Source organism: Paenibacillus sp. FSL R5-0908 (genome assembly GCF_038006245.1).
In the GTDB taxonomy this organism is placed as follows: domain Bacteria; phylum Bacillota; class Bacilli; order Paenibacillales; family Paenibacillaceae; genus Paenibacillus_AQ; species Paenibacillus_AQ odorifer.
The window spans coordinates 849964-875737 of record NZ_JBBOUV010000001.1 but is presented as its reverse complement, the minus strand read 5'-3'; the positions used below and the strand labels follow the sequence as shown (position 1 = coordinate 875737).

The window sequence follows — 25774 nt, the reverse complement described above, 5'->3', positions numbered from 1 at the left end:
CATTTTTTCAAGCATCCTAATCAGTGATAAAGAAAAAGAGACTAAAGGAACCCTATAGTCTCTTACTAATATTTGCTATCCCTACGTTATGAAACCTACTAGTCCTGTTGCTTCAGCATCCACTTCACCAGGTCTGGTAAGCTTGTCCACAAACGTGAATGTACAATAACATATTCGATAGCCTCGTTAGCGTCACCCACACCTACAAAATCAGGCAGGTTATGCGGCAATCTTTTGATACCTAACAGATAATCTGGCACATGCTTGTTCACATTCTTCGCAACGCGGTAAAGCATTTTGAGCTGGGAAGTGATCCCGTTCTTCTTATATTCTAAAACCATACGGTCATATGCTACTGTTGCAGCTGCATCCTTGCCGAACTTCTCCAGTACCTTCTCGGTCTTCTTAAGCTTATTAGTGTAAAGGTACGTTGCCGTTAGAAGGTAACGTGCACCTGTGTTATCTTCTGGGTTCAATTCTAGAATGTGCTCCAGCGTCTTTTGTGCTTCTTCTGCATTTCCGCTAAACCAGCAGGAGTCAGCGTAGCTTTTGCAGATTCGAATGTACGAACGCGTCTCGTAAAGACCCCAGAAATGTCCTTTGTTCTCAATGAAAAAGGCTTCTCCAAGCTCACGCGCACCCGCTTCCATCCCTGCTTTCAGATAAGCACGGGCATCTGCTTCATTCTCGGCTTCCTCAGCCAAAATGAGATAAGCGTCCGGACTGTCCGGATAAACTTCCAATGCTGCTTCTGCTAGCTGGATCCGACGATTGGATGCTTTAGTTTCCATTGCTTTTTGCAGCAAAGCCTGTTCCTGATCCTTCGGAGTGCCTGAAACGTTGAGCAAAAGTAATTCTTCCTCTGCCCCGCCCATGCCGTACTGTTCGATATAATTAAGCATCTCTTTAACTTTTCTGGAGATGGTAGGTGCAGTAACCTCATGTTTGATCGCTAGATCAGCTTGAGTTTGAAGGAAACCATATTCCTCAGACAAGATAAATTCGATAGCCGCGCAGAAGGAGCCCATTTTCTTCACTGCAGGCTTGATGTGACGGGAATAACCATTCCATAAAACCAGACCTTCCCAGATTAGCTCCCGGTCATAGCTGTCTCTCATGGTCTCAATAAGGTGCATAGCCAATTGTTCATGTGCTGGATGCTCCCATTTCAGATCACGTGACACCTTTTTTTTGAGCGTAGTTAGGGTAAGTTTAGCTTCAGAAATGGCTGCCGCTTCTGGTTTGTCGGCCACAGCCACAGTAGCAGCGGATTCTTCCGTTGTTACCAGTCGCATGATGGATTCCACAGCAGAAGTTTCTTTCCCTAGGCAGCATTTCTTATATTTTTTCCCGCTTCCGCAAGGACACATATCATTTCTTCCAATCTTACTCAAAACGAATTCCCCCTTAAATCTGTGAGTAGCCATTCGCCATAAGCGTATCGCTAGTATGCACTATAAGTATCAACATTTTCAGGCACGAGGCATCCTTTATAAGGTTACTGCACAAAGTCTGAAGGACTCCGATTTAAAAGGGCCTTCCCATGATCGGAAAGGCCCTTATCTGTATATATCCGCACATTTTCCCCCGTACGTGTAGTATTATAGCACTTCTTCTATCACTTGTCAGTCCTTTTTTAGGACTTAAAGCGCAAAAAATTGCTAGATACAGTGCTTTATCCTTATACCAGAGCCTTCATAGCGATGTCGCTGCGATTCTGTTTCCCGGAAAAAGAGATTCCTTCAGCCCTAGCATAGGCCGCTGAACGAGCTTCGGCAATCGTAGCACCCAGGCCTACCACGCCTAAGACCCGTCCGCCGTTCGTTACCCAGCTGCCATCTGCCCCCCGTGCTGTACCGGCATGAAAGATCAGCCCTCCTTGGCTGTCCTCAAGCCCTTCAATCGGCACTCCTTTAGGATAAGAGCCTGGATATCCTCCAGAAGCGAGAACCACGCACACCGCTGCTTCGTCGCTCCACTCAATATCGATATCCGCAAGTCTGCCCTCGGTTACTGCCAAAAAGATTTCTAACAAGTCGCTCTTCAATCTAGGCAGCACGACCTGTGTCTCCGGATCCCCAAACCGGGCATTAAATTCGATGGTCTTTGGTTTACCTTCTGGAGAAATCATCAGCCCTGCGAACAAAACGCCGCTAAACGAACGGCCTTCAGCTACCATAGCCTTTGCTGTTGGCTTAATGATGGTCTCAATCGCTTCTTGGATAATCGCCTCGTCGATATGCGGCAGAGGCGAATAGGTGCCCATTCCACCGGTATTAGGACCTTTATCTCCATCGTAAGCGGGCTTATGATCTTGAGCGGCAGCCATCGGACGCACTGTCTCTCCATCAACAAAAGCCAAAATCGACATTTCCTGACCCGCCAGGAACTCTTCAATGACAACCTGAGCGCCAGCTTCACCAAACACTTTGGTTACCATAATATCAGCTAGTGCCTGCTCGGCCTCTTCCCGTGAATAGGCAACGGTCACGCCTTTTCCTGCGGCAAGCCCATCTGCCTTGATTACGATCGGCAGCGGTTGCTCGCGTAAGTAAGCCAATGCAGCTTCATAGTCATCAAATTTTTCATAGGCTGCTGTCGGAATATTATATTTGTGCAAAAGATCCTTCATAAAGGTTTTGCTGCCTTCGATCTCAGCTGCATTCTTGCGCGGACCAAACACAGGAATAGCCTGTGCTTCAAAAGCATCCACAATGCCCCCTGCTAACGGATCATCCGGTCCGATTACGACAAGGCCAACTTCCTTCTCTTTGGCAAAAGCCGTCAGACGGTCGAACTCAAACACACCGATAGGCACACATTCTGCTAGCTGCGCGATCCCGGCGTTGCCGGGTGCGCAATAGATTTTACCAACCTTGGGGCTTTGGGACAGGCTCCAAATAATCGCATGCTCCCGGCCGCCGCCGCCAACCACTAAAATATCCATTAGAATAAAATCCTCCCAGCGTTCTAGTGTTTGAAATGACGGACGCCTGTGAAGACCATAGCAATTCCATACTCATTCGCGACCTTGATCGATTCTTCGTCTTTAATGGAGCCGCCTGGCTGAATAACTGCGGTAATGCCTGCTTTGGCTGCCATTTCAAGCGTATCTCCCATTGGGAAGAAGGCGTCAGAGGCAAGAACTGATCCTTTGGACTTCTCGCCAGCTTGTTCAATCGCAATTTTTGCAGCGCCAACGCGGTTCATTTGCCCTGCACCTACGCCAACTGTCATATCATCCGCAGCTAATACAATCGCATTAGATTTCACATGCTTAACTACCTTCCAGCCAAACAACAGCTGTTTCAATTCTTCTTCGGTTGGCTTACGGTCCGTAACAACTTGCAGATCATCCGGGTTCACAGAATGCACATCGCTCTCCTGTACAACCATTCCTCCATCAATAGAGGTAACTACGAAGCTGCTCTTACGCGCGCTAGCCGTGCTGAGATTGCCGATTTTGAGCAGACGCAGGTTCTTTTTCTTCGTAAGGATTTCCAGTGCTTCTTCCGTAAAGCCTGGCGCCAATACGATTTCGAGGAAAATCTCTTTCAGCAGATTAGCAGTGTCCGCGTCGATAATCCGGTTAGCGGCTACTATTCCGCCAAAGATAGAGGTTGGGTCTGCGTTGTAAGCTTTTTGATAAGCTTCGTATACACTTTCACCGACACCTACACCACAAGGATTCATATGTTTAATGGCTACGACAGCAGGTTCTTCAAATTCTTTCACGATTTGCAGCGCTGCGTTAGCATCGTTGATATTGTTGTAGGATAATTCTTTGCCATGCAATTGCTCAGCTGCTGTAAGAGTATCCCCCGCAGCCAAAGGCTTGCGATAGAATGCCGCTTTTTGATGCGGATTCTCGCCATAGCGCAGATCCTGAATTTTCTCATAAGTCACGGTGTAGCGCTCAGGAAGCGGTTCGCCAGTAACATTAGCCAAATAATCGGAAATTAAGGCATCGTAAGCCGCCGTATGACGGAACACTTTTGCCGCAAGACGTTTGCGTGTTTCCAGCGTTGTATCTCCACCTGCGCGAACCTCTTCAAGCACTGTAGCATAGTCGTTAGCATCTACCACTACACTTACAAAAGCATGGTTCTTCGCCGCAGAACGCAGCATCGTCGGTCCGCCGATATCGATATTCTCGATGGCTTCTTCATACGATACATCCGGTTTAGCAATGGTTTCCGCGAACGGATACAGATTTACTACTACCAGATCAATGTAGTCCAGACCAAGCTCTTTCATTTGACGCGTGTGTTCCTCATTGTCACGAACCGCTAGCAATCCGCTGTGTACAGCCGGGTGCAAGGTTTTGACACGTCCATCCATGATTTCCGGGAATCCTGTAACATCGGAAATACCGATGACTGGAACACCTTCCTTAGCCAAAAGCGTGCTTGTTCCACCAGTGGAAATAATCTCTACGCCTAATGCAGACAACTCGCGGCAAAAATCCACGATACCTTGTTTATCCGATACGCTAACTAGCGCTCTTTTGATACTCACTTTGAATAGTCCTCCTTCGGGTTGTACGTGCGATTTAATGTGATGACATCTAACAGCTTGGGAAAATACTATAAGAAAGAATCTGACTCTATTACCTACTACACGACACATAATGCCGCTTATGCAATATTTCCCGAGAAATACCCTGAAATCTCTCCGCCTGTCACCAAATGTCGATCCAAAACTTCGAATGGCTACAGTGTGGCTTACTTTTCGCGGATAATCGTCTTTCTTCCACTCAGTTCCACTTTCCCGCTGGCAAAAGCGCCAACCACTTCAGGATACAACTCATACTCAACCTTATGAATCCGTTCCGCCAATGAATCCGCCGTGTCGTTATCCAACACAACTACGCTACGCTGAGCAATAACTGGCCCGGTATCCATACCTCCATCGACAAAATGCACAGTGACTCCCGTCAGCTTCACGCCATAATCCAGCGCTTGTCCGATCGCATCCTTTCCAGCAAAAGCAGGCAGCAGCGATGGGTGAATGTTAATAATCCGACCCGCATACGGCGTTAAAAGCACTGGTGTAATGAGGCGCATATACCCTGCCAGCACAACCAGCCCGATTTCCCGCCGCTGAAGCTCTGCGACAATCTCTGCTTCGTAGAGCTCACGGCTGGCGAAGTCTTTTGGCCGCAGCAAGAGGGCGGGAATTCCCGCATCCTCCGCACGTTGTGCTACAGGCGCTTCCGGCTTGTCCGAGACAAGCAATTCAATCCTGCCGTCTCCAAGCAAGCCTGCTCTCTGTGCCTCGATCAGTGCTGCAAAATTGCTGCCCTGCCCCGAAGCAAAAACAGCGATTCGACTTGATTGCATCACACTTCAGCTCCAGTAAAGGTTACTTTGCGTTCCCCTTCTGTTACTTTACCAATGATATACGCCTCTTCTCCGCTAGCTTTAAGCAGTTCAAGAGCGCGTTCTCCATCAGCAGCGCTAACTACCAGAACAAGACCAATTCCCATATTAAAAGTAGTGAACATATCACGGTTGCTCACGTTTCCTTTGTCCTGCATCAATCCGAAGATTGGCAGAATCGGCCATGATCCGTAATTGATCTCCACGTCTACATTATCAGGCAATACGCGTGGGATATTCTCAATGAATCCGCCACCCGTAATATGAGCCATACCTTTTACCGGAAGCTGCTCCAGCAGTGCCAGCAAAGGCTTCACATAAATCTTAGTTGGTGCAAGGAGTACATCCGCCAGCGGAGCGCCAAGCTCAGGAAGCACGTCATTCAGGCCATAACCCTCTTGCTCAAGCAAAAGCTTACGCACCAGCGAGAAGCCATTGCTGTGCACACCACTGGAAGCCAGACCAATCACTGTGTCTCCAGCAGCGATGTTAGCGCCTGTTACCAGCTTCGCTTTATCAGCTACGCCCACTGTGAATCCAGCGATATCATATTCACCTGCTGAATACATACCCGGCATCTCAGCCGTTTCGCCGCCAATCAGTGCACAACCCGCTTGGTGACAGCCTTCAGCGATTCCAGCTACGATAGCCTCGATTTTCTCCGGCACCACTTTGTCGCAAGCCAGATAGTCGAGGAAAAAGAGTGGCTCTGCGCCTTGCACTACGATGTCGTTCACGCACATAGCTACAGCATCGATGCCAATCGTGTCATGGCGATCCGCCGCGAATGCGATTTTGAGCTTTGTGCCTACACCATCGGTTCCCGATACAAGCACTGGCTCTTCATATTTATCTTTATTGAGGCCAAACAGCGCTCCGAACCCACCAAGATCCGTCATTACTTCTGGACGGTAAGTACGTTTTACGTGCTTTTTCATGCGTTCTACCGCTTCATTACCAGCCGCAATATCCACTCCGGCGTTTTTATAAGCTTCCGACACTATTGGACACCTCATCTTTTAATAGTTTAGAGCGCGTTTGGGCGCATTCGGCTTTTGGGTGGTTGCAGGGGAGTTATTGCGAGGAATGTTTGGACTTCCGATCGCTGTTATGCTCGAATTCCTTTGAATTTTTTACCGCTGAGCGGTAGAAATTCGAGCATAAGCGTATGCTTACGAAGCGAGCTTTCCCTCGGAAAGCTTTCGGGCGAACGCTAACGCTTCTACAGTTCCAAACTTCCTCTCCACAACTCCCTCCAACCACCGGTTTGTCCCTACTGCAAGCCGCAGTGCGCGCCTTGCATACGGACCTCAAGACCTCAGTGCATGAGCTGCGCCATGCACCTTCTTAAGCGAGACAAGCTGCCCTCATATTTGTGAAGCAAACAGAGGGAAGCTTGGCGAGCCAGTCCCGGCGGCGGATACAGCCGGGGGGCGGAGCGCCGTAAAGCGTGTCCCGTCCGTGCGCAGCACACAGGGACAAAGCGAGCACTCGTACCCAAGTCTTCTTAGCAAGTTATAATCCAACTCCTACCGCCGAGCTTTCGGGTGGCCGGAGGGCAGAGCCCTTCGGAATCCCCCTTTGTAAGGGGGGCTTAGGGGGATGTCAACACGAGCAGCCATCTTTCTCTGCCCCGCCAAAATCCACCTGCGTCGGGTAATCATTATCAAAGCAAGAAAGGCAAAGTCCGCCTTTATAGTCATCTTTGTTGTGTCCACCAATGGAAGAGATTAAGCCTTCCGGCGACAAAAATGCCAAGGAATCGGCGTTGATCTCTTCGCACATTTCCTCAATGGTCTTGTAGGACGCGATGAGGTCGCGGCGGTCTGGTGTATCAATGCCGTAGAAGCAAGGATTCTTGAACGGTGGCGAAGTAATCCGCACATGCACTTCAACAGCTCCCGCTTCCCGAAGCAGATTGACGATTCGGCGTGAGGTCGTGCCACGAACGATGGAATCATCGATCATAACGACACGTTTGCCATCAACTACGCTGCGCACGGCGCTCAGCTTCATCTTCACACCTTGCTCACGCAGTTCTTGGCTCGGCTGGATGAAGGTCCGTCCAGTGTACTTATTCTTAATGAGCCCAAGCTCATAAGGAATTCCCGTTTGCTCGGCATACCCGATGGCTGCTGAAATACTGGAATCCGGCACCCCGGTTACGAGATCAGCATCGACAAAAGCTTCCAGTGCCATGCGGCGACCCATCCGCTTACGGGCGGAGTGCAGGTTAGAGCCGTTCATATCACTGTCTGGGCGGGAGAAGTAAATATACTCCATCGCGCACAGCGCTTTACGTTTGGGTTCGGTAAAACGGTCCTCTAAGAGGCCGTTTTTGTCGAGGACTAGCAATTCGCCAGGCTCAATATCACGAACCAGCTGTGCCCCAATGACCTCTAATGCGCAGGACTCGGAAGCAAAAATATAAGCTTCACCAATCCGTCCCATCACTAGCGGACGCAACCCATGGGAATCTGAAGCGACAATTAACTTGTCATTTGTCATAAGCAGAAAAGCAAACCCGCCAACGAGCTGCTGCAGCGCATCTTTTGCCGCTTCAACAAAATCCTTTGGCGAACGGGCAATCAGATGCGCCAGCACTTCTGTATCACTCGTAGTTTGAAAGATCGACCCGCTTTGCTCCAGCTGTTTGCGGATCAACGGTTCATTTACTATGTTGCCGTTCGTAGCAATCGCCAAATCGCCGTCACGATATTTAAATACCAGCGGCTGCGCATTGGTTAAGCGGCTGTCTCCACTAGTGGAATAACGTACATGCCCAATGGACATGTCTCCAACCAATGAGGCAATTTTGTCCTTGTCGAATACTTCTTTTACTAACCCCATCCCGCGGTGATAGTTGAAATCGCGACCGTCTGCTACGCAGATTCCCGCACTTTCTTCTCCACGGTGTTGTAAGGCGTGTAAGCCGTAATAAGACATGGACGCCGCTTCCGGGTGTCCGAAGACCCCGAAAACGCCGCATTCTTCTTTTAATGTGTCAAAAATATCTCCCGAGCCCGTTCCTTCATTGTAAAAGTCACCAGTCCACAGGATTGGAGTCTCCTGCTCTTTCCCGGTCTTTATTTCATAAGACATGGAATAGCATCCTCCCAAACGAATTTCAATTCTGCTACAGCTTCATCTAGTGCGGACACGCCGTCCAGATTTACGCGCAGTCTGTCTCCACCTACAGTTCCGATGATTTCCACGGGAACACCGCTGGCTGCAATCGCTGCTTTCAGCTCTTCCGCACGTTCAGGAGCGGCTGTCAGCACAATGCGTGATTGGCTTTCGCTGAACAATGCTACATCAGATCTAAGACCGTTAGCTGAAAGCTCAACGTTCGCTCCGATTCCGCCGCTGATACAGCTCTCTGCAAGCGCTACGGCAAGTCCACCTTCGGACAAGTCATGTGCGGAACGCACCAGACCGCCACGAATTGAGGTAAGGACTGCGTTCAGCAGTTTTTTCTCAGTAGCCAACTCCAAAGCCGGAGGACGACCCTCGGTCACACCATGAACAGCATATTGGAATTCACTGCCGCCCAGCTCAGCCTTGGTTACTCCCAGCAGAAGAATAGAATCTCCTTCTTGCTTGAACCCTTGAGTCGTAATATGATCCGTGTCCGCTACTAAACCAACCATGCCGACAACCGGCGTTGGATAGATGGAGCCCGTAGTATTTTCGTTATAAAGACTGACATTACCACCGATAACCGGAGTATCCAGCACACGACAGGCTTCAGCCATACCATCAACCGCACGCTCCATTTGCCAGAACACATCAGGCTTCTCAGGATTTCCGAAGTTCAGGTTATCCGTGATAGCCAGCGGTTCAGCACCGGAACAAACGATGTTACGTGCCGCTTCGCTGACTGCAATACGTCCACCCACTTCAGGATCAAGATGAACATAACGGCCATTACAGTCTGTAGTCATCGCAAGTCCTTTACGAGTACCATGAATGGTAACTACAGCCGCGTCAGATCCAGGGCGTACAGCTGTGCTCGTCCGCACCATGTAATCGTATTGATTGTATACCCATGCTTTACTTGCTACGGTTGGTGATCCAAGCACTGTACGCAATGCACCGCCCAGATCCGTAACTTCCTCGTAACGAAGGGTATCTACCTTTTCATTCGCAATATAATAAGCAGGAACCTCAGAAGGTTTGTTATATACTGGACACTCATCCACGAGCGCCGTTACTGGCATGTCACCAACAACCTCGCCGTGATGATACAATTTCAAGCGGCCATCATCCGTAACTTTACCGACTTTACAGCAGATAACACCCCAGCGGTCAAAAATCTCTTGTGCCTGGGCCTCATCCTTCGGCTCAACGACGAACAACATCCGTTCTTGTGATTCTGAAAGCATCATTTCGTAAGGCGTCATGCCCTCTTCACGTTGTGGCACCTGATCAAGATACAGCTCCAGACCATTGCCTGCTTTACTTGCCATCTCCGCACTAGAGCATGTAAGACCCGCTGCGCCCATATCCTGAATCCCGATAACGATGCCGCTGTCGATCAGTTCTAGACAAGATTCCATAACGAGCTTTTCCATAAATGGATCGCCGACTTGTACTGCGGTACGTTTAGCTTCTGATTCCTCACTAAGCTCTACCGATGCAAAAGTAGCACCATGAATTCCATCACGACCTGTAGGTGGACCTACATAGAAGACTGGGTTGCCTACACCCTTAGCTACACCACGTTGGATTTTGTCATGATCGATCAGACCCACACACATTGCGTTAACTAGCGGATTGCCATCATAGCTATCATCAAACATGATTTCGCCGCCAACCGTTGGAATCCCGATACAGTTACCATAACCAGCAATACCAGACACTACATGTTCGAACAAATACTTCACTCGATCACTTTCCAGCTTCCCGAAACGTAGTGAATTAAGGATTGCGATAGGTCTGGAGCCCATGGAGAAAATATCACGGATAATCCCGCCGACACCCGTTGCCGCACCTTGGAATGGTTCTACCGCTGAAGGGTGGTTATGACTTTCGATTTTGAAAACAACCGCTTGGTTGTCACCGATATCTACAATCCCTGCGCCCTCGCCAGGTCCCATCAGGACACGTGGTCCGGAAATTGGGAAACGTTTCAGGAGTGGTTTGGAGTTCTTATAGGCACAGTGCTCGGACCACATTACGCTAAATACGCCGATTTCAGTGTAGTTCGGCAAACGTCCCATAAAAGACTTGATCAGCTCATATTCGCTGTCCGACACACCGAACTGGCTGTAAATTTTCTGCTCCGCAATCTGTTCTGCGGTCGGTTCCTTAACGGATACTTGCTGCGTCATGACGATCCCTCCAAGTCTTCAGTATGGATGTAAACATTCTTTTGCCGTCTTCTGAACCAAGCAAACTATTAGCCGCGCGCTCAGGGTGAGGCATCATGCCAACCACATTCCCTTGTACGTTACTAACACCCGCAATATCGGCTACGGAGCCGTTAGGGTTATCGCTATAGGTAAACACGATCTGATTGTTAACTTTCAGCTCTGCCAAAGTCTCGTCATCACAGTAGTAGTTTCCTTCACCGTGTGCGATTGGAATGATGATTTCTTCATCTTTAGCATAGTCAATAGTAAATGGGGTTTCATTATTAACAACCTTAAGCACTGTATCGTGACAGCGGAACTTCATCGACATGTTGCGGCGAAGCGCACCTGGCAGCAAACCAGCCTCAGTAAGAATTTGGAACCCATTGCAAATGCCTAGCACGTATTTCCCTTGCTCTGCTGCTTTAGCAACTTCCGCCATAACAGGAGCAAATCTCGAAATCGCGCCACAGCGCAGGTAATCACCATATGAGAATCCGCCTGGAACCAAAATGCAATCATACGCCGACAAATCTGTCGCTGTATGCCACACATAATCGACTGGTTCGCCGAGACTGTCCTCTACCGCCTTGTAGCAATCAATATCACAGTTGGAGCCTGGGAAGACAAGTACAGCAAATTTCATGTCGTTTAGTCCTCCAATTCGTAGCGGTAATCCTCGATCACCGTGTTGGCAAGTAGCTTTTCGCACATTTCCTTAAGACGCACTTCCGCTTCAGCACGGTTATCCGTATCCAAAGTCAGCTCCATATATTTCCCGATACGCAAGCTTTCAACTTCTTGGAAGCCTACCGAATGAAGTGCTCCTTGTACTGCTACCCCTTGTGGATCAAGAACGCTTTTCTTTATGGTGACATATACCGTCGCTTTTAACATATGCTTGTAGTTCCTCCTAAATTTTAATGAGCATACCCTCTGAAACTGAAATTCTACAATGAGTACATTTAGCTTCAAAAATATATACTGAATTTATTCCCATGAGTGCACACACTATGTTGAACTATAAAGACTTGCCAGTAAGACGATGATAAATGTCCAGATAACGCCGTGTAGTTTCTTCTACTACTTCAGTCGGGAGCGGATCAGGCTTACTATTCTTATCCCAGGCAGATGCAGATAGATACGTACGAACAGGCTCTTTATCCATACTATCAATTTCAATATCAAGCGCGTATTTATCCTTAGCCCAGAAGCGGGAAGCATCCGGTGTAAAAATCTCATCGATCAGAATCACCTTACCGTCCAACAAGCCGAATTCGAATTTGCAGTCCGCAAGTATGATCCCACGCTCAGCACAATACTCTCTAGCAAAAGCGAACAGCTTTAAGCTCTTTTCCTGCAGCTCAAGCGCCAGATCAGCTCCGATTAATTCCTGCATTTTCTCAAATGGAATATCCTCATCGTGACCTACATCATTTTTAGCCGCAGGGGTAAAAATCGGCTCTGCCAGCAGCGCGTTTTTGCGGAGGTTAGCAGGAAGCTCAATACCATTTACCTTGCCGGTTTCTTGATACTGTCTCCAGCCGCCGCCAGTGATGCATCCACGCACTACGCATTCGATATCAATGCGCTCCGCTTTGCGTACCACCATGACACGGTTTCTGAGGGCCTCCTTGTCCTTAACTACGTCGCCGAGCAGATCCACATCAATATGAACGACATGATTCTCCATCAGCTCTTTAGTCTGTCCGAACCAGAACGCGCTCAGACGGTTAAGCACATTGCCCTTTTCAGGGACCGCCGGGTCCAGCACATAGTCAAAAGCAGATATCCGATCCGTAACTACGATCAGTACATTTTCTCCTAAATCGTATAGCTCACGAACCTTCCCTTTGTAGAGCAGCGGCGCATTGATGAGTTCCACGGCTGTGGATACGGCCGATGATGTCATGACCTTTCCTCCCTTGAACTAATGATCTTCCTAAGTTGGGCTGGTCTAGGAGGAAGTACTTCCGAGGAATGTTTGGACTTCCGATCGCTGTTATCCTCAGATTTCTTGATTTGAACCGCTTCTCGCGGTAGAAATCCGAGGATAAAGGCGAACGCTAACGCTTCTACAGTTCCAAACTTCCTCTACAGTGCTCCCCATCCAGCTTTGCATTTATTGCAGCGTTCCTTAGTTCACCACTAACTTATCTTTTTAGGATCTCTAAGGTCTCATTCTGAGGAATTCGTTCCTTATCGACCCAACCATTAACGCACCTATTTTTTAGAGCAGTTCTAGCTTGCGGAAGATGGTATCCACATGCTTAAGGTGCCAAGAAGGGTTAAATGCATCTTCAATCTCTTCTGGGGTGAGGACATTAGTGATTTCAGGTGTAGCTTCCACGATATCACGGAACTGCTTTTGCTCTTCCCAAGCTTGCATCGCACGTGGTTGAACGGTATCGTACGCTTGCTCGCGGCTGAAGCCTTTATCAATCAGCTTGGTTAAGATCCGGCCGGAGAAAGGAACGCCGAAGGTACGGTTCATGTTACGCTTCATATTCTCTGGGAATACAGTCAGGTTCTTCACGATGTTTCCGAAACGGTTCAGCATGTAGTTCAGCAGCATCGTTGCATCCGGAAGGATGATACGTTCCACTGAAGAGTGCGAGATATCGCGTTCATGCCAGAGCGGCACGTTCTCGTAAGCTGTAACCATATGTCCGCGAATCACGCGGGACAGACCGGAAATATTCTCGCAGCCAATAGGATTCCGTTTATGCGGCATAGCAGATGAACCCTTTTGACCTTTGGCAAAAGCTTCTTCTACTTCGCGAATCTCACTCTTTTGCAGAGCGCGGATTTCGGTAGCGAATTTGTCTAGCGAGGTTGCTACCAGAGCAAGAGCTGCCATATATTCAGCGTGACGGTCGCGCTGTAGAGTTTGTGTCGAGATCGGTGCAGGGCTTGTACCCAGCTTACGGCAGACAAATTCTTCTACGAATGGATCGATGTTGGCATACGTACCAACGGCTCCGGAGATTTTGCCAAATTGCACACCGTTCGCAGCATGGCGGAAACGCTCCAGGTTACGTTTCATTTCTTCGTACCACAATGCCATTTTCAGACCAAAAGTAGTTGGCTCAGCATGAACCCCATGTGTACGGCCCATCATCGGTGTATCTTTATAAGCAATAGCTTTATCTTTAAGGATCTCAATAAAGTTAATAATATCCTTCTCTAGAATCTCATTCGCTTGACGCAGCAAGTAACCCAGTGCTGTATCCACCACATCTGTGGAAGTAAGGCCGTAGTGTACCCATTTGCGTTCTGCGCCAAGGCTTTCGGAAACCGCACGAGTAAACGCAATTACGTCATGACGTGTTTCCAGTTCGATTTCATCAATACGTGCGATGTCGAATTTAGCATCCTTACGCAGCTTAGCAGCATCTTCATGTGGGATGACTCCCAGCTCCGCCCATGCTTCACAAGCGCAAATTTCCACTTCCAGCCACGCTTTGAATTTATTCTCCTCAGTCCAAATGGCCCGCATCTCGGGTCTGCTGTAACGTTCGATCATATTCTTTAGTTCCTCCAAAGTTTAGATTGCTCCACCCAGGATAAGCCGTCTCCGGTATCCTTGCACAGCAGATTGATATGACCCATCTTACGACCAGTCTTACTCTCAGTCTTGCCATATATATGAAGCTTAGGTACAATACCCAGCTTATTATCTTTTTCCTCATGTGTACAGGTCGCTTTAATAGCACCATCCAAATGCTGACCTAATACATTTACCATAACTACAGGTGTCAAAAGCGTTGTATCGCCCAGCGGCAGATTACAAATCGCCCGGACATGCTGCTCGAACTGTGAGGTCACGCAAGCATCCATGGTGTAATGGCCGGAATTATGCGGCCTTGGTGCCAGCTCATTGACGAACAATTCACCGTCCGCTGTGACGAACATTTCCACGGCAAGCAGTCCAACTGCATTCAGCCCTGCGATTAAAGTCTCAGCCAGCTCGCAAGCTCTGCGCTGAATGTCCGCTGACACTCTTGCAGGTACAATGGACAGATGCAAAATATTATTTACATGAATGTTCTCAGAAGGCGGGAAGCTTTTGACCTCCCCAGATGCACTGCGTGCAGCAACAACGGATATTTCGCATTGAAAAGCTACAAACTTCTCAAGCACCAGCTCCGGAATCACCTCACCAGGTGCAACCTGCCGGAAAGCTTCTTCCAGCTCTTCTTCCTGACGAATCACAGCTTGACCCTTGCCGTCATAACCGCCTGTGGCTGTCTTGAGCACACAAGGTAGTCCAAGTTCAGCCGCCGCCTCTTTTAGCTCCGCAAGGCTGTCCACCTTCCGGTACGGGGCGACCGGAACGCCCGCCGCCTCGATGGCGGCTTTTTCGCGCAGCCGATGCTGCGTGGTATATAGCAGCGCGCTGCCCTGCGGCACGTACGATTCCTCCGCCAGCAGTGCGGCTACGCCCGCGTCGACGTTCTCGAACTCGTACGTGATGACGTCCGCGCGGCGGGCCAGCTCCCGCGCCGCGTCCCGGTCGTTATACGCCGCCGTGATCTGCGGCGTAACTTGACCGCTAGGCGCATCCGGCGCAGGATCCAGCGCCACGAAGCGGTACCCCATGGCGCTGCCGGCCAGCGCCATCATGCGCCCGAGCTGCCCGCCGCCGAGCACGCCGACGGTCGAGCCGGGCAGCAGCGTCCGGACGGTGTCCGCACCGGACGCTTTTGCAGCTGGCGAAGCTGCGCCGCCAGCCTCCTGCAGCTTCAGCTCCTCCGGCCTCATAAGCTGTCGCTGCTTTCCAATACTTCATCACGGATCGCATCCCGACGCAGCTGCACACGCTGCTGCACTTCAGGGTCGAACGCTCCGATGATCTGTGCGGCCAGCAGGCCTGCATTTATAGCGCCTGCCTTACCAATAGCTACCGTTGCTACCGGTATGCCTCCAGGCATCTGCACGATGGAGAGCAGCGAATCCAGCCCATTAAGTGCTTTCGACTGCACGGGCACTCCAATCACTGGCAGAATCGTCTTTGCAGCCACCATACCCGGCAAATGGGCGGCGCCGCCTGCTCCTGCAATAATCACGCGAATGCCGCGGCCTGCGGCTTCCTCCGCATAGCGGAACATCAAGTCCGGTGTACGGTGCGCGGATACTACCTTCTTCTCATAAGACAATCCCAGCTCTTCCAGCACCCCACAAGCGTGCTCCATCGTATCCCAATCCGACTTACTACCCATGATGACAGCTACCTGCACAGACATGATTCGACCTACCTTCCAATCACTAGTATGAGATATCTTTATCTTGTAAATCCGAACAAACAGAGACTACATTCTCGTCCTTCAGGGATGACTATTGTTTTCCTTAATAATATAAGGTTGATGTATTACGTGTAACTTATTCCTTATATTAAAAAAGCCCGATGTCCATACGCATTTTGCTGCGGGAGGATCGGACTAGTAAAGGAATTAGGAAAAAACACTCCCGCTTGCCTCTCGCCAAACTGGCATTAAGCGCGGAAAGCTGCACAATGCATCACTCCATTATCTGGACTGCATTATCGCATTCTAGCATCCTATTTCCTCGTAGTCCGGTAATTTACGGTTCCCGGGTAGAAACTTCCGGGCCATATTCCCGGTTTTATACGAGCTCTTCATGACATCAGTTTAACAATCCCCTACACATGATGTCAACTCAAACACGAACATTGGTAAAATCACCATAATAAATGTTCGCTTTTGGGCGGATTTAAATTCTCAATAACCTTATATTTTGTGAGGAAAGACTTCTTTCCGTACACTCCTACCTCTAATGCGCTATGGTGTTTAAGCTCCAGAATAAGACCTGTACTTCCTTAAATTAAAAAAAAAGGAACGCTATCAGCGTCCCTTTGAACTCTATATTATTTTACAACCAGCACTGGAATACGAGCGCTTTGTACTACATTATGGCTGACACTGCCCAGAACAAATTCACGTATACCGCCAAGCCCGCGGCTGCCGATAACTATGATGTCTATAGCATTTTCCTTAGCATATTTCAAAATCACTTCCGCAGGAGATCCTTGTAAAAGCTCAACCTCAGCATTCAGACCTTCAGCCTCAAGGCGTCCCTTCACTTCTTCGGTAGTCTGCACTGCCAAATCATAATATTCTTTATTTACTGAAGCTGGTAGAGGTGCAAGAGCTTCTCCGATAAAAAATCTTGGGAATTCAAATGCGTGTACGACATGCAATATAGAACCTGGTGTGACTTTAGCGAGTTCAATTGCGCGCTCCAATGCTTGATTAGAAGCCTTTGAACCGTCATAGGCTAGCAAAATTTTAGAGAATAACATGTACGCCACCTCTTTTTCTAGTTTGTAATCCTAAAGACTATTATCTTAAAAAATAGCTGTATAAAAAGATATTCAGCAGCAGCAGAAGCGGAATTCCGATCCTGAAGGATGTATGACGCGTCTTGTGGCGCTTACGGTACATGGCAATCAGCACACCTAGTGCGCCGCCCATGGCTGCCAGCAGAAAAAGTGTTTTCTCAGGTACACGTTCCCGCCTTTTGCGGGCTTTGTTCTTGTCCTCGGACATCACTACATACCCGATAATATTAATTACCACAAACCACAACATTACAACCTTGACCATTCTCCCGGGCTCCTCCTCCTTGCTTCCTATCTCTATTATATTCCCCTTTTGAACAAAAAACCAATCATCCTTACACGCTCTGCCAAGTCTGTTAAGTTTCTTTTAGCTGCTTCTGCTTCGTATCCTTCATCCATACCCAGGATAAAATTGTAGCCAACGCCGCCGCAATCCCACCTAACCAGAATCCTCCGGTCAAGCCATATACAGAGCTCATCCAACCTGCTACGAATGGGCCTGCTGACATCCCTATCGCATAAACGGCCTGATAGAAACCCATGGCTGTAGCCCGTTTAAAGGGATCTATTTCTGATACGGATTTACTCAACAGCAGCGGAAAAATAAGTCCCTGCATAAAACCATTCCCCACCTGAGTCAGACAAAGCGCCGCTAACGTCGGCATAGAAGGAATGAGCAGCGTAAACAACGCGCTTCCCGCAAAGCCTAGCATAAGCTTCCCTCTATCACCCAGCAGCCCTCCAAACAGACGTGAACCGTAGAGTGTTGCGATGGCATGCGGAATCATAAAAGCGAGTGTTAGCCAGCCCAAGCTTTCTTTGCTTGCTCCGATATTCAGCGCCTGGTTCGGAGTATATCCGAACATCGTTATAAATAGCACACAGTGCGCCAGCACAGACAACAGCGAGACTTTTACCAGCAGAGGTTCCTTTACGACACCAGCCAGTTCCTTGATCTGTATGGCATTTTGCCGTTTTTCCTGCTTTTGTTCCGGTAACCGAAGCGCAAGAATTAGTGCCGCAATAGCTACAATTCCACCAATCAGAAAGGGGGCATTCCAGCCCCAATACTCTACCATATAGCCGCTGATCATCATGCTGGTCAATTGGGCGATTACTGTAGTAAATTGCAGCATGCCCATCGCTTTTCCAGCTTCCTCTTTTGGAAAATATCCTGCGAACATCACAGAGTACACAACCCATGCCGATGCTGCTATCCCGGATACCGCACGTGCTGCCAACGCCCAACCCGGCTGTGCTCCCCACATAAAAAGAAAACAGCTGACTCCACTCGCAATCAATCCCAGATAGATAAACGGCCGCCGCCTATTTAAATAATCTGAACCGATGCCAATGGGTATACGGAATAGGATCTGCATTAACCCATATATCCCAAGCACCATGCCCACCATAAAATACGATGATCCCAAATGCTCAACATATGGTGAAAGCACCGGCACATAAATATAAGAAGAGAACCAAAACATAAATACAATAACCAAAAAGAAAAACCTGCTGCTTCCTTGCCCCTGTGGGCGATCTGCCGCTTTCAACGGATTCGCCTGCCGCTCAGCTGCCACCTAATCACCTGCTCCACTCATTTGCTTTCCATTCTAATTCAAAGCCTATCCGTAGACCACATAAACTTACTAGGATAGAAAAAAGACTACTGAGCACACTCAGCAGCCTTCATTATTCTAATCATTCGTTTTAATTGAAGCTAACCATCCGATGACTCCTACTACTTATCCTTCTTTTGTCCTTCAAGCGCTGCTTTCAGCAGTTCCCCAAGGTTAGAACCAATGCTTTCCTGCTTACTGTATTGCTGCACCAGCTTTTGCTGTTCACGTTTATTAACATGCTTGTGATCCTTATCTAAGGTCTCTGTGATTCCACAGCCTAGACATTGTACGAACATGCCTGCTTTACCCTCTTTAAGCTCCATTTTCTTATGGCACTGTGGGCAGCGGCGATTCGATAGTCTTTTCTCACCTGCACGGGTGTAGCCACAGTTATCTGCAGGACATACCAGCAGCTTCCCTCGTTTGCTCTTCTTCTCGAGTAGTCTTGTACCGCATTCCGGACAATGACTGTTAGAGACATTATGCGGCTTATATTCTGCTCCGCTAGTTTTCACACCTGTTACCAATTCCTGTGCCATACTGCGGATACCTTGTAAAAAGAGCTCCGGTTTGCCTTGACCACGCGCTATTTTCTCCAGCTCAGCTTCCCAACGTGCGGTTAGATCCGGGGTGCGTAGCTGAGTGGATACCAGCTCGATTAACTGCTTACCTTTTCCTGTCGGATGCAGGAGATTTCCTTGCCGCTCAATCGTATCGGAGCTTACCAGCTTCTCAATAATATCCGCGCGTGTAGCCGGGGTTCCGAGGCCGTGTTTCTCCATTTGCGTCAACAGCGAAGCTTCATTATAACGCTTCGGTGGCTGCGTTCGGCCAGCACGCACCATACAGCGGCCAATCGTGACAGCAGCCCCTTCGCGCAGCTCAGGCAGCTTGATACTGCCCGCTGCCGGCTCGTCCGCAGATTCCTCCTCGTCATCACTACTCATATCTCCGCCGTATACTTCGCGCCAGCCGGCATCTTTTACTGTCGTCCCTTTGACATGGAAGCTTTCGCCTTCCACATTGACAGTTACAGCTACCGCATCATAACGAGCTGGCGGATAGAACAAGCTTATAAAACGCCGCACAATCAGATCATACAACTTACGTTCCTCAGTACTCAGACCATTTAACAATACGGTCTGTTCTGTAGGAATAATAGCATGGTGATCACTGACTTTACTATCATCCACGAGTCGCTTCGTAATCAGCAGCTGCTTGCGCAGCAATGGACGTGCTAACGCTGCATATGGACCGACCGCAACACTATCCAGTCTTTCCTTGAGTGTGCCCGTCATATCTGAAGTTAAGTAACGACTGTCCGTACGCGGGTATGTGACAAGTTTATGCTGCTCATATAACCGCTGCAGTACACTGGAGGTCTGCTTCGCGGAAAAGCCGAACTTCCGGTTCGCATCACGCTGCAGTTCAGTTAGATCATAAGCCAGTGGATGAGGTTCACTTTTCTCACTCTTCTGTACCTTAATAATACGGCCGCTGCGTCCTGTAAGCTTATCCTTTAAGCTGGCTGTCTTATCCTTTTCGAATATTCGGCCATCACCATTACTGGCCCGCCATGCCGCTTGGAAATCCCCAAAATCAGCAGTCAGCGTCTCAAAATCAATGGAACGGAAACCCGTAATCTCCTGTTCACGATCCATGATCATCCCTAATGTCGGCGTTTGTACCCGTCCCGCTGAGAGCGGCGAACCGAACTTACAGGTCAAAGCTCTTGTGACATTCAGTCCAATCATCCAATCCGCCTCTGCGCGGCAACGTGCAGATTCATACAACCGATCAAATTCCCGACCCGGACGGAGTTTTGCAAATCCCTCTTTAATTGCCTTATCAGTCTGCGAGGATATCCATAACCGCCGGAATGGCTTTTTCCACCCTGCCATATTCATAATCCAGCGAGCCAGCAGCTCCCCTTCACGGGCAGCATCTGTAGCAACAATAAGCTCCTCAATGTCCTGACGCTTCATTAGATGCTGCACAGCCTTGTATTGCTGGTTGGTCTCCCGCAGCACCTTCAGCTTGGTCTTCTCCGGCAAAATCGGCAGATCCTCCAAGGCCCAAGTTGCAAACTTTTTATTATAATCCTCTGGCTCTGCCAGGCCGACCAAATGACCAAGCGCCCAGGTAACCACATATTTTGGACCTTCAATATAACTCTTCTGTTTATTATTACATCCCATGACCCGTGCAATCTCGCGTGCAACAGACGGCTTCTCCGCCAATACTAGTGTCTTCATAATGCTCCCCTTTCCACATCAAATTTCATTATAGCATTAAATGAATGTTAGCAAATATCGTCAGGCTTTACCGTATGCCTCTGTTATACACTAGATCGTATCTGATACCCGAAAGGAGTCATAGTCAATGAATGAACAAGAAAGCTATAATATATTATCTATAGGATCGGTTAGAGGTACAGCACATAATTTGCGGCTTGAAATCAACCCGGAATTCAGACCGGCGCTTAAAGGTTTATCTCAGTTTAGTCATTGCCAAGTGCTTTGGTGGCTGCATGAGTTTGCAGATGATCATTTCCGGCAGACTACACAGATTCAGCCTCCTTATGATGCGACCTTAACTGGAGTATTTGCTTCCCGTTCCCCTATTCGCCCTAATCCAATTGGGCTTAGTGTAGCAGCAATCCTGTCCGTCGATGTAGACACTGGAATAGTAGAGGTGGCTGGGCTTGATGCCTATCCGGGTACACCGATTCTCGACATCAAAGCCTATTTTCCTAGTGCAGATCGCGTAATGGAAGTGACCGTTCCCGATTGGGCTGCTGCTTGGGGCGACTGGACAGCAAATAATTGAAGTAATCGTGCTAGACACCATTTCTATTAACTGTTATGGGAGGACATCTCTTGAACAATCGCCAACTAATCATTCAAGCCTTAGATCTCATTGAGGATCGCTTAACCACGTTTCTTCCTGTAGCTGTCCTCTCCAAAGAAATGGGATACTCCCTTTATCATTTCACCCGTCTATTTCAAGCAGTCACTGGGATAGCACCCGGCGACTATATAGCCAGACGCAAAATCACTGAAGCAGCCTTGGACATTCATCGAATGCCAGAGCGCTCCCTCCAGGATATCTCATTAGACTATAACTTTAGTAACTATGAGACCTTTACCCGTGCCTTCAAAAGAATGCTGCACACGACTCCCTCTCTGGTTCGAAAAAGGCTTACTGAAACGAAACTCCCTTTGCTCCCTAGACTCTATGAACAGGATCTACTTCAAGTCCTTTCTGATAGTGATCTCTCCCCCCAGCTCGTTGATTTCGGAGAAATTATACTTCAAGGACCCGTAATTAGAGTAGACCATGATTTCTCCGTCATTTCTGATACTTGGCCTTTGCTTTTCAATAAGGTAGCCACTATATCGGATAGAATACAGCCTGAAAAATATTATCAGCTTGGCTTCTGGCCAGATGACTATGAGAGTAATGGGTTTTCGATCATGTGTGCCTGCGAACTTAGTCCTATAAAAGCAGAGCACAATCAGACTTTCCCCCTTCAGATCTTACCACCCATACGTTATCTGAAATTCATCCATAAAGGCCGCTCTTGTGATATCCCTTCTACCTATAAATATATCTACGGAATCTGGCTGCCGAAAACAGAATACAGGATGTCCATTCCATTTGAATTGGAATATTATGGTGAATTGTACCTTGGACCAGATAACGAAAACTCGGTGAGTGAAATCTACATTCCGTTAGAATTTTTACAAGAAGAGACTATGTTGTCGTCTTTTATAGATGACAACCGTTACTCTTAGAAATATAAAGATATTATACTTTTGTAGCTTATAAATTCTCATTTTTTAACAAAAAGCCCGTATCTGCTATGCAGACACGGGCTTCTTTTTGCTTATGGGATTAATAGTTACTTTTGCTCCACCTGAATCGTTTGTTCAAGCTCCGGATAATAATGTTTAACTTGTTTTCCTTCTTCATCCCTTAATGCTTTATGGTTTTCATCAATGGAGTAAGTAAACGGCTTAACTGTAATTGTCTTTGGTGTTTGCGCGAACGGAATGAAATCTTTGTCTACCAAAGGATAGACTATAGCTGGCAAGTTAAATGACCCGCCCGATGAGAACGCATTACCTAGTTCATCAACAATTTCATAGAACATTTCAGAGGTTGTGTATCCATCCTTTTCTTTCACAGTTGGCGCTTTACCTTCTTCGCTGAGCTGTAATCTGCTTGTGGCTGGAGTTAATTCCAGCTTGGTAATCGTATAACTGAATTCTTCTGCCTCTTTTGTTTGGTTCAGATCAAGCTTGATAATTCCTTCCGTTACTTTTCTCACCGGCACCTTGATTACAAAAGGCTCTGCAATTTGTGCCACCGGCACACTGATGCTTAATTCAAATTCATCCCCCAAAACCTCTATATTATTTAGATTTCTGTAATCGTATAAAATAGCATTCTTTTTGCCCTCAACATCACCAAAAGACGACATTTGGCTCTCCAGTTTTTTCCCATTCGGCAATTTCACTTCTGCTGAACCCAACAACCCTTTTTCGGACTGGTTCATTGTCACTTTCCCATGTTGTTCTGTTAGCGATGGATCGAACTCAATCGGTTCAATAATCATCTCAGCCATCATCTTATCATTATCAATGCCTTCCCGTTCAATCGCAAAAGCCAACCGCGAGCCGTCATAATAGGCATCGGTAACCTTTAAGGTCACTCCATCATGGGTAACGCTTTGGTTAGGGGCAGTAGATAATCCTTTTTCCTCAGCAGCATTTAGACCTTTATCGTCAATTCCCTTAAAAATACTACCTACAACAGGAATCTGCTTCAACGTTTCAGCCATGACCGGGGATACAAATCCGCTACCGATTATGCCCGCACCCAACACTGCTGCTGCCGAGGCAGCCACCAATGATTTTTTCAGGAACTTATTTCCATTCTTTCTTGACGCTCGTTTTTCCATTCCCTCGTCTCCTATTCGCTTCATAATTGAATCGCTGAAACTGTCTACCGGCATTTCATGATTTAGGAATGTTTGACGAATGTGCTCCATCTTCTGACTTTCAGTTGGATCTTGCCATTTCTCCATGAGGGCTGCCTCCTTCATTCATTCTTTGCCGGACTAACTTTTTGCGTAGACGTTCAAATTTTTTACGTAAAGTAGCTGAATTACAATCCATAATCTGACCCATTTCTTCAAAGCTGTATTGCTCAACCACCTTAAGAATCAGGAGATTGCTCTCTTCGGCTGTCAGGTCATCCATAAATAACTTCTGCAATGGCTCCTCATCGTTAGGATTATAATAGGCTTTAGGCTGCTGCTCTTTATATAGCGACAACAGACGGTTTCTTCGCTTACGTTTGCGAACCTGATCCAGACAATGATGATAGGCCACTTTATACAGCCATGCACTAAAAGAGACTCGTTTCTCATAACGTCTGAGTTCCTGATACACTTTTACAAATATATCTTGCACAGCATCCTCTGCTTCTTCATGACTTCTCAAAATATAATAGCAATACATATAAATTTTTCTTTCATAGGCTTGTATTATAGTTCTATAGGCTTCGCGGTTACCCGCAAGAACCTGATCGATAGCCTCTTCAATTATTGTTTGATTCACTTGGACCCCGGGGCTGCGACGTTCCAAAGAATCACCTCCTTGTTATTGACTACAACTATATAACGAATGTGACCTCTTTAATTGTGACAGGCTCAAAAAATTTTCCAAATATGTTAGAAACACCATCCGTTTTTCAATAAAAAAAGCGACTGCCCCGATTGATGTTCGGAGAAATCGCTTTTATGATAATATTCCATATTTATAAATTACTTACTTATTCGTGCTAATGGACCCTTTTAACGCTATACATGCTTCAAAATACACAGTATCACTATTCTGACCGCGTACATATATACCATCATCCGTTACAGCTGAACGTAAAATAGTCAGTTCATCCCCAAACTTAGCTTCTTGTAGATAAGTAATCCGGAAGCGTGTGAACTCTGCATTATCCCATTCCGCTAAAGTAAGCGCATCACAACATAAATCCCCGTATCGGGCATTATTCAAATGTCCGTTGCTATCCAGCCCACTATATCTTACCTGATACTGATAAGCTTCTTCCATAGTAATATCAGAAGGGATCGTTACCTTAACAGGCATATCGCCTACTGAATCGCCATTATAGTGCTTAACCTGAACAGGAAGGGCATTCGGCCTAAGTATCTTTCTCTTCTCAATATCTACTAAAGCCCATATGGATCGTGCTGTGGCGATTTCTATATGATCTGCATCGAAAATACGATAATCCCGTTGCCATAAAGCCCCTTTAGTACCTTTACTCCAGGTATGTACGCTAAGCAGATCATTCGGGCGGGGAATACGCTTAAAATCAAGATCTAACGTAATCATCATCCAGCCCATTCCTGCATTCAGAATTTCTTCCACACTTATCCCCAAATTACCCACTGCGAAGTCTGCCGCACATTGCATGATATCCAGAATAAAGGATAACTTACCCTGCGAACGATAATCCGTGTCGCTCGCATGTACAGAAAAATCTTCTATCCACACAAGATCACTACTGTTGTCCATTGTTTATCCTCCTGCCATGCAAAATATCCTTGCATTTACTTGAAGTATCCACATATACCACTGCTCTATCCACATAAATTGGGGACTACTTTCATTTTTGAATATATTTTATTATTTCATCCACATGTTAGTAACTTTTATATTTTCGTTAATTGCCCATAACTTATCCACATTATTTAAATTAAGCGATAAAGGGAACAAAAAAGCCATTGTTGATAAATCAACAATGGCTTCGTGTGCTTGGCAACGTCCTACTCTCCCAGGACCCTTCGGTCCAAGTACCATCGGCGCTGGAGGGCTTAACGGTCGTGTTCGGGATGGGTACGCGTGGAACCCCTCCGCTATCGCCACCAAACATGCGTCTGTGAAACAGACGCTGCCGCGTGAAATTCGGTTCATCACCAGAAGTGACAATGAATTTCTAAGCGTGTTACAGGCTTAATCGCCTGAAAAC

At 47.5% G+C, this 25774-nt stretch carries 22 protein-coding genes, 1 rRNA gene and 1 riboswitch; of the genes, 2 read left to right on the top strand and 21 right to left on the bottom strand.

What is annotated here, in order from left to right; genetic code table 11:
* Positions 1–98: 98 nt before the first annotated feature.
* The 17 genes from MKZ09_RS03975 to MKZ09_RS03895 form a co-directional block, all read right to left on the bottom strand.
* Complete coding sequence (locus tag MKZ09_RS03975) at positions 99–1394, bottom strand: SEC-C metal-binding domain-containing protein (RefSeq protein ID WP_038568669.1); 1296 nt, start codon at positions 1392–1394, stop codon at positions 99–101.
* Positions 1395–1681: 287 nt separating this feature from the next.
* Entirely contained in the window at positions 1682–2947 is a 1266-nt protein-coding gene (gene purD, locus MKZ09_RS03970) for a phosphoribosylamine--glycine ligase (protein ID WP_076136908.1), read from the bottom strand.
* Positions 2948–2970: 23 nt separating this feature from the next.
* A complete protein-coding gene (gene purH, locus MKZ09_RS03965; RefSeq protein WP_036680898.1) occupies positions 2971–4518 on the bottom strand; it encodes a bifunctional phosphoribosylaminoimidazolecarboxamide formyltransferase/IMP cyclohydrolase in 1548 nt (515 codons plus the stop codon).
* 206 nt (positions 4519–4724) lie between these two features.
* Positions 4725–5342, bottom strand: coding sequence for a phosphoribosylglycinamide formyltransferase (gene purN, locus MKZ09_RS03960; RefSeq protein ID WP_076104161.1), 618 nt, complete (start codon positions 5340–5342; stop codon positions 4725–4727).
* The gene (purM, locus tag MKZ09_RS03955; RefSeq protein ID WP_076136912.1) at positions 5342–6382 is read right to left on the bottom strand and encodes a phosphoribosylformylglycinamidine cyclo-ligase; all 1041 of its coding nucleotides are present in this window, start codon (positions 6380–6382) and stop codon (positions 5342–5344) included. Before purM ends, purN begins: the two co-directional genes overlap by 1 nt.
* A gap of 604 nt (positions 6383–6986) precedes the next feature.
* Entirely contained in the window at positions 6987–8483 is a 1497-nt protein-coding gene (gene purF / locus MKZ09_RS03950) for an amidophosphoribosyltransferase (protein ID WP_076208499.1), read from the bottom strand.
* Positions 8468–10714: a phosphoribosylformylglycinamidine synthase subunit PurL gene (gene purL / locus MKZ09_RS03945; RefSeq protein ID WP_036680907.1), complete on the bottom strand. Its 2247-nt coding sequence runs from the start codon at positions 10712–10714 to the stop codon at positions 8468–8470. Before purL ends, purF begins: the two co-directional genes overlap by 16 nt.
* Entirely contained in the window at positions 10692–11381 is a 690-nt protein-coding gene (gene purQ, locus MKZ09_RS03940; RefSeq protein ID WP_076208498.1) for a phosphoribosylformylglycinamidine synthase subunit PurQ, read from the bottom strand. The genes purL and purQ overlap by 23 nt, the downstream gene beginning before the upstream one ends.
* Before the next feature lie 5 nt (positions 11382–11386).
* A complete protein-coding gene (purS, locus tag MKZ09_RS03935) occupies positions 11387–11632 on the bottom strand; it encodes a phosphoribosylformylglycinamidine synthase subunit PurS (RefSeq protein WP_036680912.1) in 246 nt (81 codons plus the stop codon).
* A gap of 124 nt (positions 11633–11756) precedes the next feature.
* Positions 11757–12647, bottom strand: coding sequence for a phosphoribosylaminoimidazolesuccinocarboxamide synthase (locus MKZ09_RS03930; protein WP_036680914.1), 891 nt, complete (start codon positions 12645–12647; stop codon positions 11757–11759).
* Between the two features lie 318 nt (positions 12648–12965).
* Positions 12966–14261, bottom strand: coding sequence for an adenylosuccinate lyase (purB, locus tag MKZ09_RS03925; protein ID WP_076136915.1), 1296 nt, complete (start codon positions 14259–14261; stop codon positions 12966–12968).
* Positions 14262–14266: 5 nt separating this feature from the next.
* Complete coding sequence (purK, locus tag MKZ09_RS03920; RefSeq protein WP_076208497.1) at positions 14267–15499, bottom strand: 5-(carboxyamino)imidazole ribonucleotide synthase; 1233 nt, start codon at positions 15497–15499, stop codon at positions 14267–14269.
* On the bottom strand, positions 15496–15981 hold the full coding sequence (gene purE, locus MKZ09_RS03915) for a 5-(carboxyamino)imidazole ribonucleotide mutase (RefSeq protein WP_076136919.1): 486 nt from the start codon (positions 15979–15981) through the stop codon (positions 15496–15498). The genes purK and purE overlap by 4 nt, the downstream gene beginning before the upstream one ends.
* Before the next feature lie 305 nt (positions 15982–16286).
* Positions 16287–16388, bottom strand: a riboswitch (purine riboswitch).
* A gap of 234 nt (positions 16389–16622) precedes the next feature.
* Positions 16623–17057: a universal stress protein gene (locus MKZ09_RS03910; RefSeq protein ID WP_036680923.1), complete on the bottom strand. Its 435-nt coding sequence runs from the start codon at positions 17055–17057 to the stop codon at positions 16623–16625.
* Between the two features lie 40 nt (positions 17058–17097).
* A complete protein-coding gene (locus MKZ09_RS03905; RefSeq protein WP_036680925.1) occupies positions 17098–17361 on the bottom strand; it encodes a DUF1294 domain-containing protein in 264 nt (87 codons plus the stop codon).
* Positions 17362–17452: 91 nt separating this feature from the next.
* A complete protein-coding gene (locus MKZ09_RS03900; RefSeq protein WP_081394445.1) occupies positions 17453–18676 on the bottom strand; it encodes an MFS transporter in 1224 nt (407 codons plus the stop codon).
* Positions 18677–18837: 161 nt separating this feature from the next.
* Positions 18838–20973 carry a DNA topoisomerase III gene (locus MKZ09_RS03895; RefSeq protein WP_076208496.1) on the bottom strand — a complete coding sequence of 712 codons (2136 nt, stop codon included), beginning with the start codon at positions 20971–20973 and terminating at the stop codon, positions 18838–18840.
* 127 nt (positions 20974–21100) lie between these two features.
* Between MKZ09_RS03895 and tsaA the strand changes: the two genes are divergently transcribed.
* A complete protein-coding gene (tsaA, locus tag MKZ09_RS03890) occupies positions 21101–21547 on the top strand; it encodes a tRNA (N6-threonylcarbamoyladenosine(37)-N6)-methyltransferase TrmO (protein WP_076208495.1) in 447 nt (148 codons plus the stop codon).
* A gap of 50 nt (positions 21548–21597) precedes the next feature.
* Positions 21598–22515, top strand: coding sequence for an AraC family transcriptional regulator (locus tag MKZ09_RS03885; protein WP_076208494.1), 918 nt, complete (start codon positions 21598–21600; stop codon positions 22513–22515).
* 107 nt (positions 22516–22622) lie between these two features.
* On the opposite strand, the gene MKZ09_RS03880 is transcribed toward MKZ09_RS03885, so the two are convergent.
* From MKZ09_RS03880 to rrf, 4 genes are all read right to left on the bottom strand, one after another.
* Positions 22623–23810, bottom strand: a complete 1188-nt coding sequence (locus MKZ09_RS03880) for a DUF4179 domain-containing protein (protein ID WP_076208493.1) — start codon at positions 23808–23810, stop codon at positions 22623–22625.
* A complete protein-coding gene (locus tag MKZ09_RS03875) occupies positions 23785–24372 on the bottom strand; it encodes an RNA polymerase sigma factor (protein WP_076208492.1) in 588 nt (195 codons plus the stop codon). The genes MKZ09_RS03880 and MKZ09_RS03875 overlap by 26 nt, the downstream gene beginning before the upstream one ends.
* A 183-nt stretch (positions 24373–24555) precedes the next feature.
* Entirely contained in the window at positions 24556–25320 is a 765-nt protein-coding gene (locus tag MKZ09_RS03870) for an acyl-[acyl-carrier-protein] thioesterase (protein WP_076208491.1), read from the bottom strand.
* Between the two features lie 238 nt (positions 25321–25558).
* Positions 25559–25675: ribosomal RNA gene (rrf, locus tag MKZ09_RS03865) — 5S ribosomal RNA — on the bottom strand.
* Positions 25676–25774: the final 99 nt, after the last annotated feature.

Bases quoted from the DNA above. Each gene is read 5' to 3' on its own strand.
- purD (WP_076136908.1), bottom strand. From the start codon at position 2,947: ATGGATATTTTAGTGGTTGGCGGCGGCGGCCGGGAGCATGCGATTATT.
- purN (WP_076104161.1), bottom strand. From the start codon at position 5,342: ATGCAATCAAGTCGAATCGCTGTTTTTGCTTCGGGGCAGGGCAGCAAT.
- purF (WP_076208499.1), bottom strand. From the start codon at position 8,483: ATGTCTTATGAAATAAAGACCGGGAAAGAGCAGGAGACTCCAATCCTG.
- purL (WP_036680907.1), bottom strand. From the start codon at position 10,714: ATGACGCAGCAAGTATCCGTTAAGGAACCGACCGCAGAACAGATTGCG.
- purQ (WP_076208498.1), bottom strand. From the start codon at position 11,381: ATGAAATTTGCTGTACTTGTCTTCCCAGGCTCCAACTGTGATATTGAT.
- purS (WP_036680912.1), bottom strand. From the start codon at position 11,632: ATGTTAAAAGCGACGGTATATGTCACCATAAAGAAAAGCGTTCTTGAT.
- MKZ09_RS03930 (WP_036680914.1), bottom strand. From the start codon at position 12,647: ATGACATCATCGGCCGTATCCACAGCCGTGGAACTCATCAATGCGCCG.
- purB (WP_076136915.1), bottom strand. From the start codon at position 14,261: ATGATCGAACGTTACAGCAGACCCGAGATGCGGGCCATTTGGACTGAG.
- purK (WP_076208497.1), bottom strand. From the start codon at position 15,499: ATGAGGCCGGAGGAGCTGAAGCTGCAGGAGGCTGGCGGCGCAGCTTCG.
- purE (WP_076136919.1), bottom strand. From the start codon at position 15,981: ATGTCTGTGCAGGTAGCTGTCATCATGGGTAGTAAGTCGGATTGGGAT.
- MKZ09_RS03910 (WP_036680923.1), bottom strand. From the start codon at position 17,057: ATGTTATTCTCTAAAATTTTGCTAGCCTATGACGGTTCAAAGGCTTCT.
- MKZ09_RS03905 (WP_036680925.1), bottom strand. From the start codon at position 17,361: ATGGTCAAGGTTGTAATGTTGTGGTTTGTGGTAATTAATATTATCGGG.
- MKZ09_RS03895 (WP_076208496.1), bottom strand. From the start codon at position 20,973: ATGAAGACACTAGTATTGGCGGAGAAGCCGTCTGTTGCACGCGAGATT.
- tsaA (WP_076208495.1), top strand. From the start codon at position 21,101: ATGAATGAACAAGAAAGCTATAATATATTATCTATAGGATCGGTTAGA.
- MKZ09_RS03880 (WP_076208493.1), bottom strand. From the start codon at position 23,810: ATGGAGAAATGGCAAGATCCAACTGAAAGTCAGAAGATGGAGCACATT.
- MKZ09_RS03870 (WP_076208491.1), bottom strand. From the start codon at position 25,320: ATGGACAACAGTAGTGATCTTGTGTGGATAGAAGATTTTTCTGTACAT.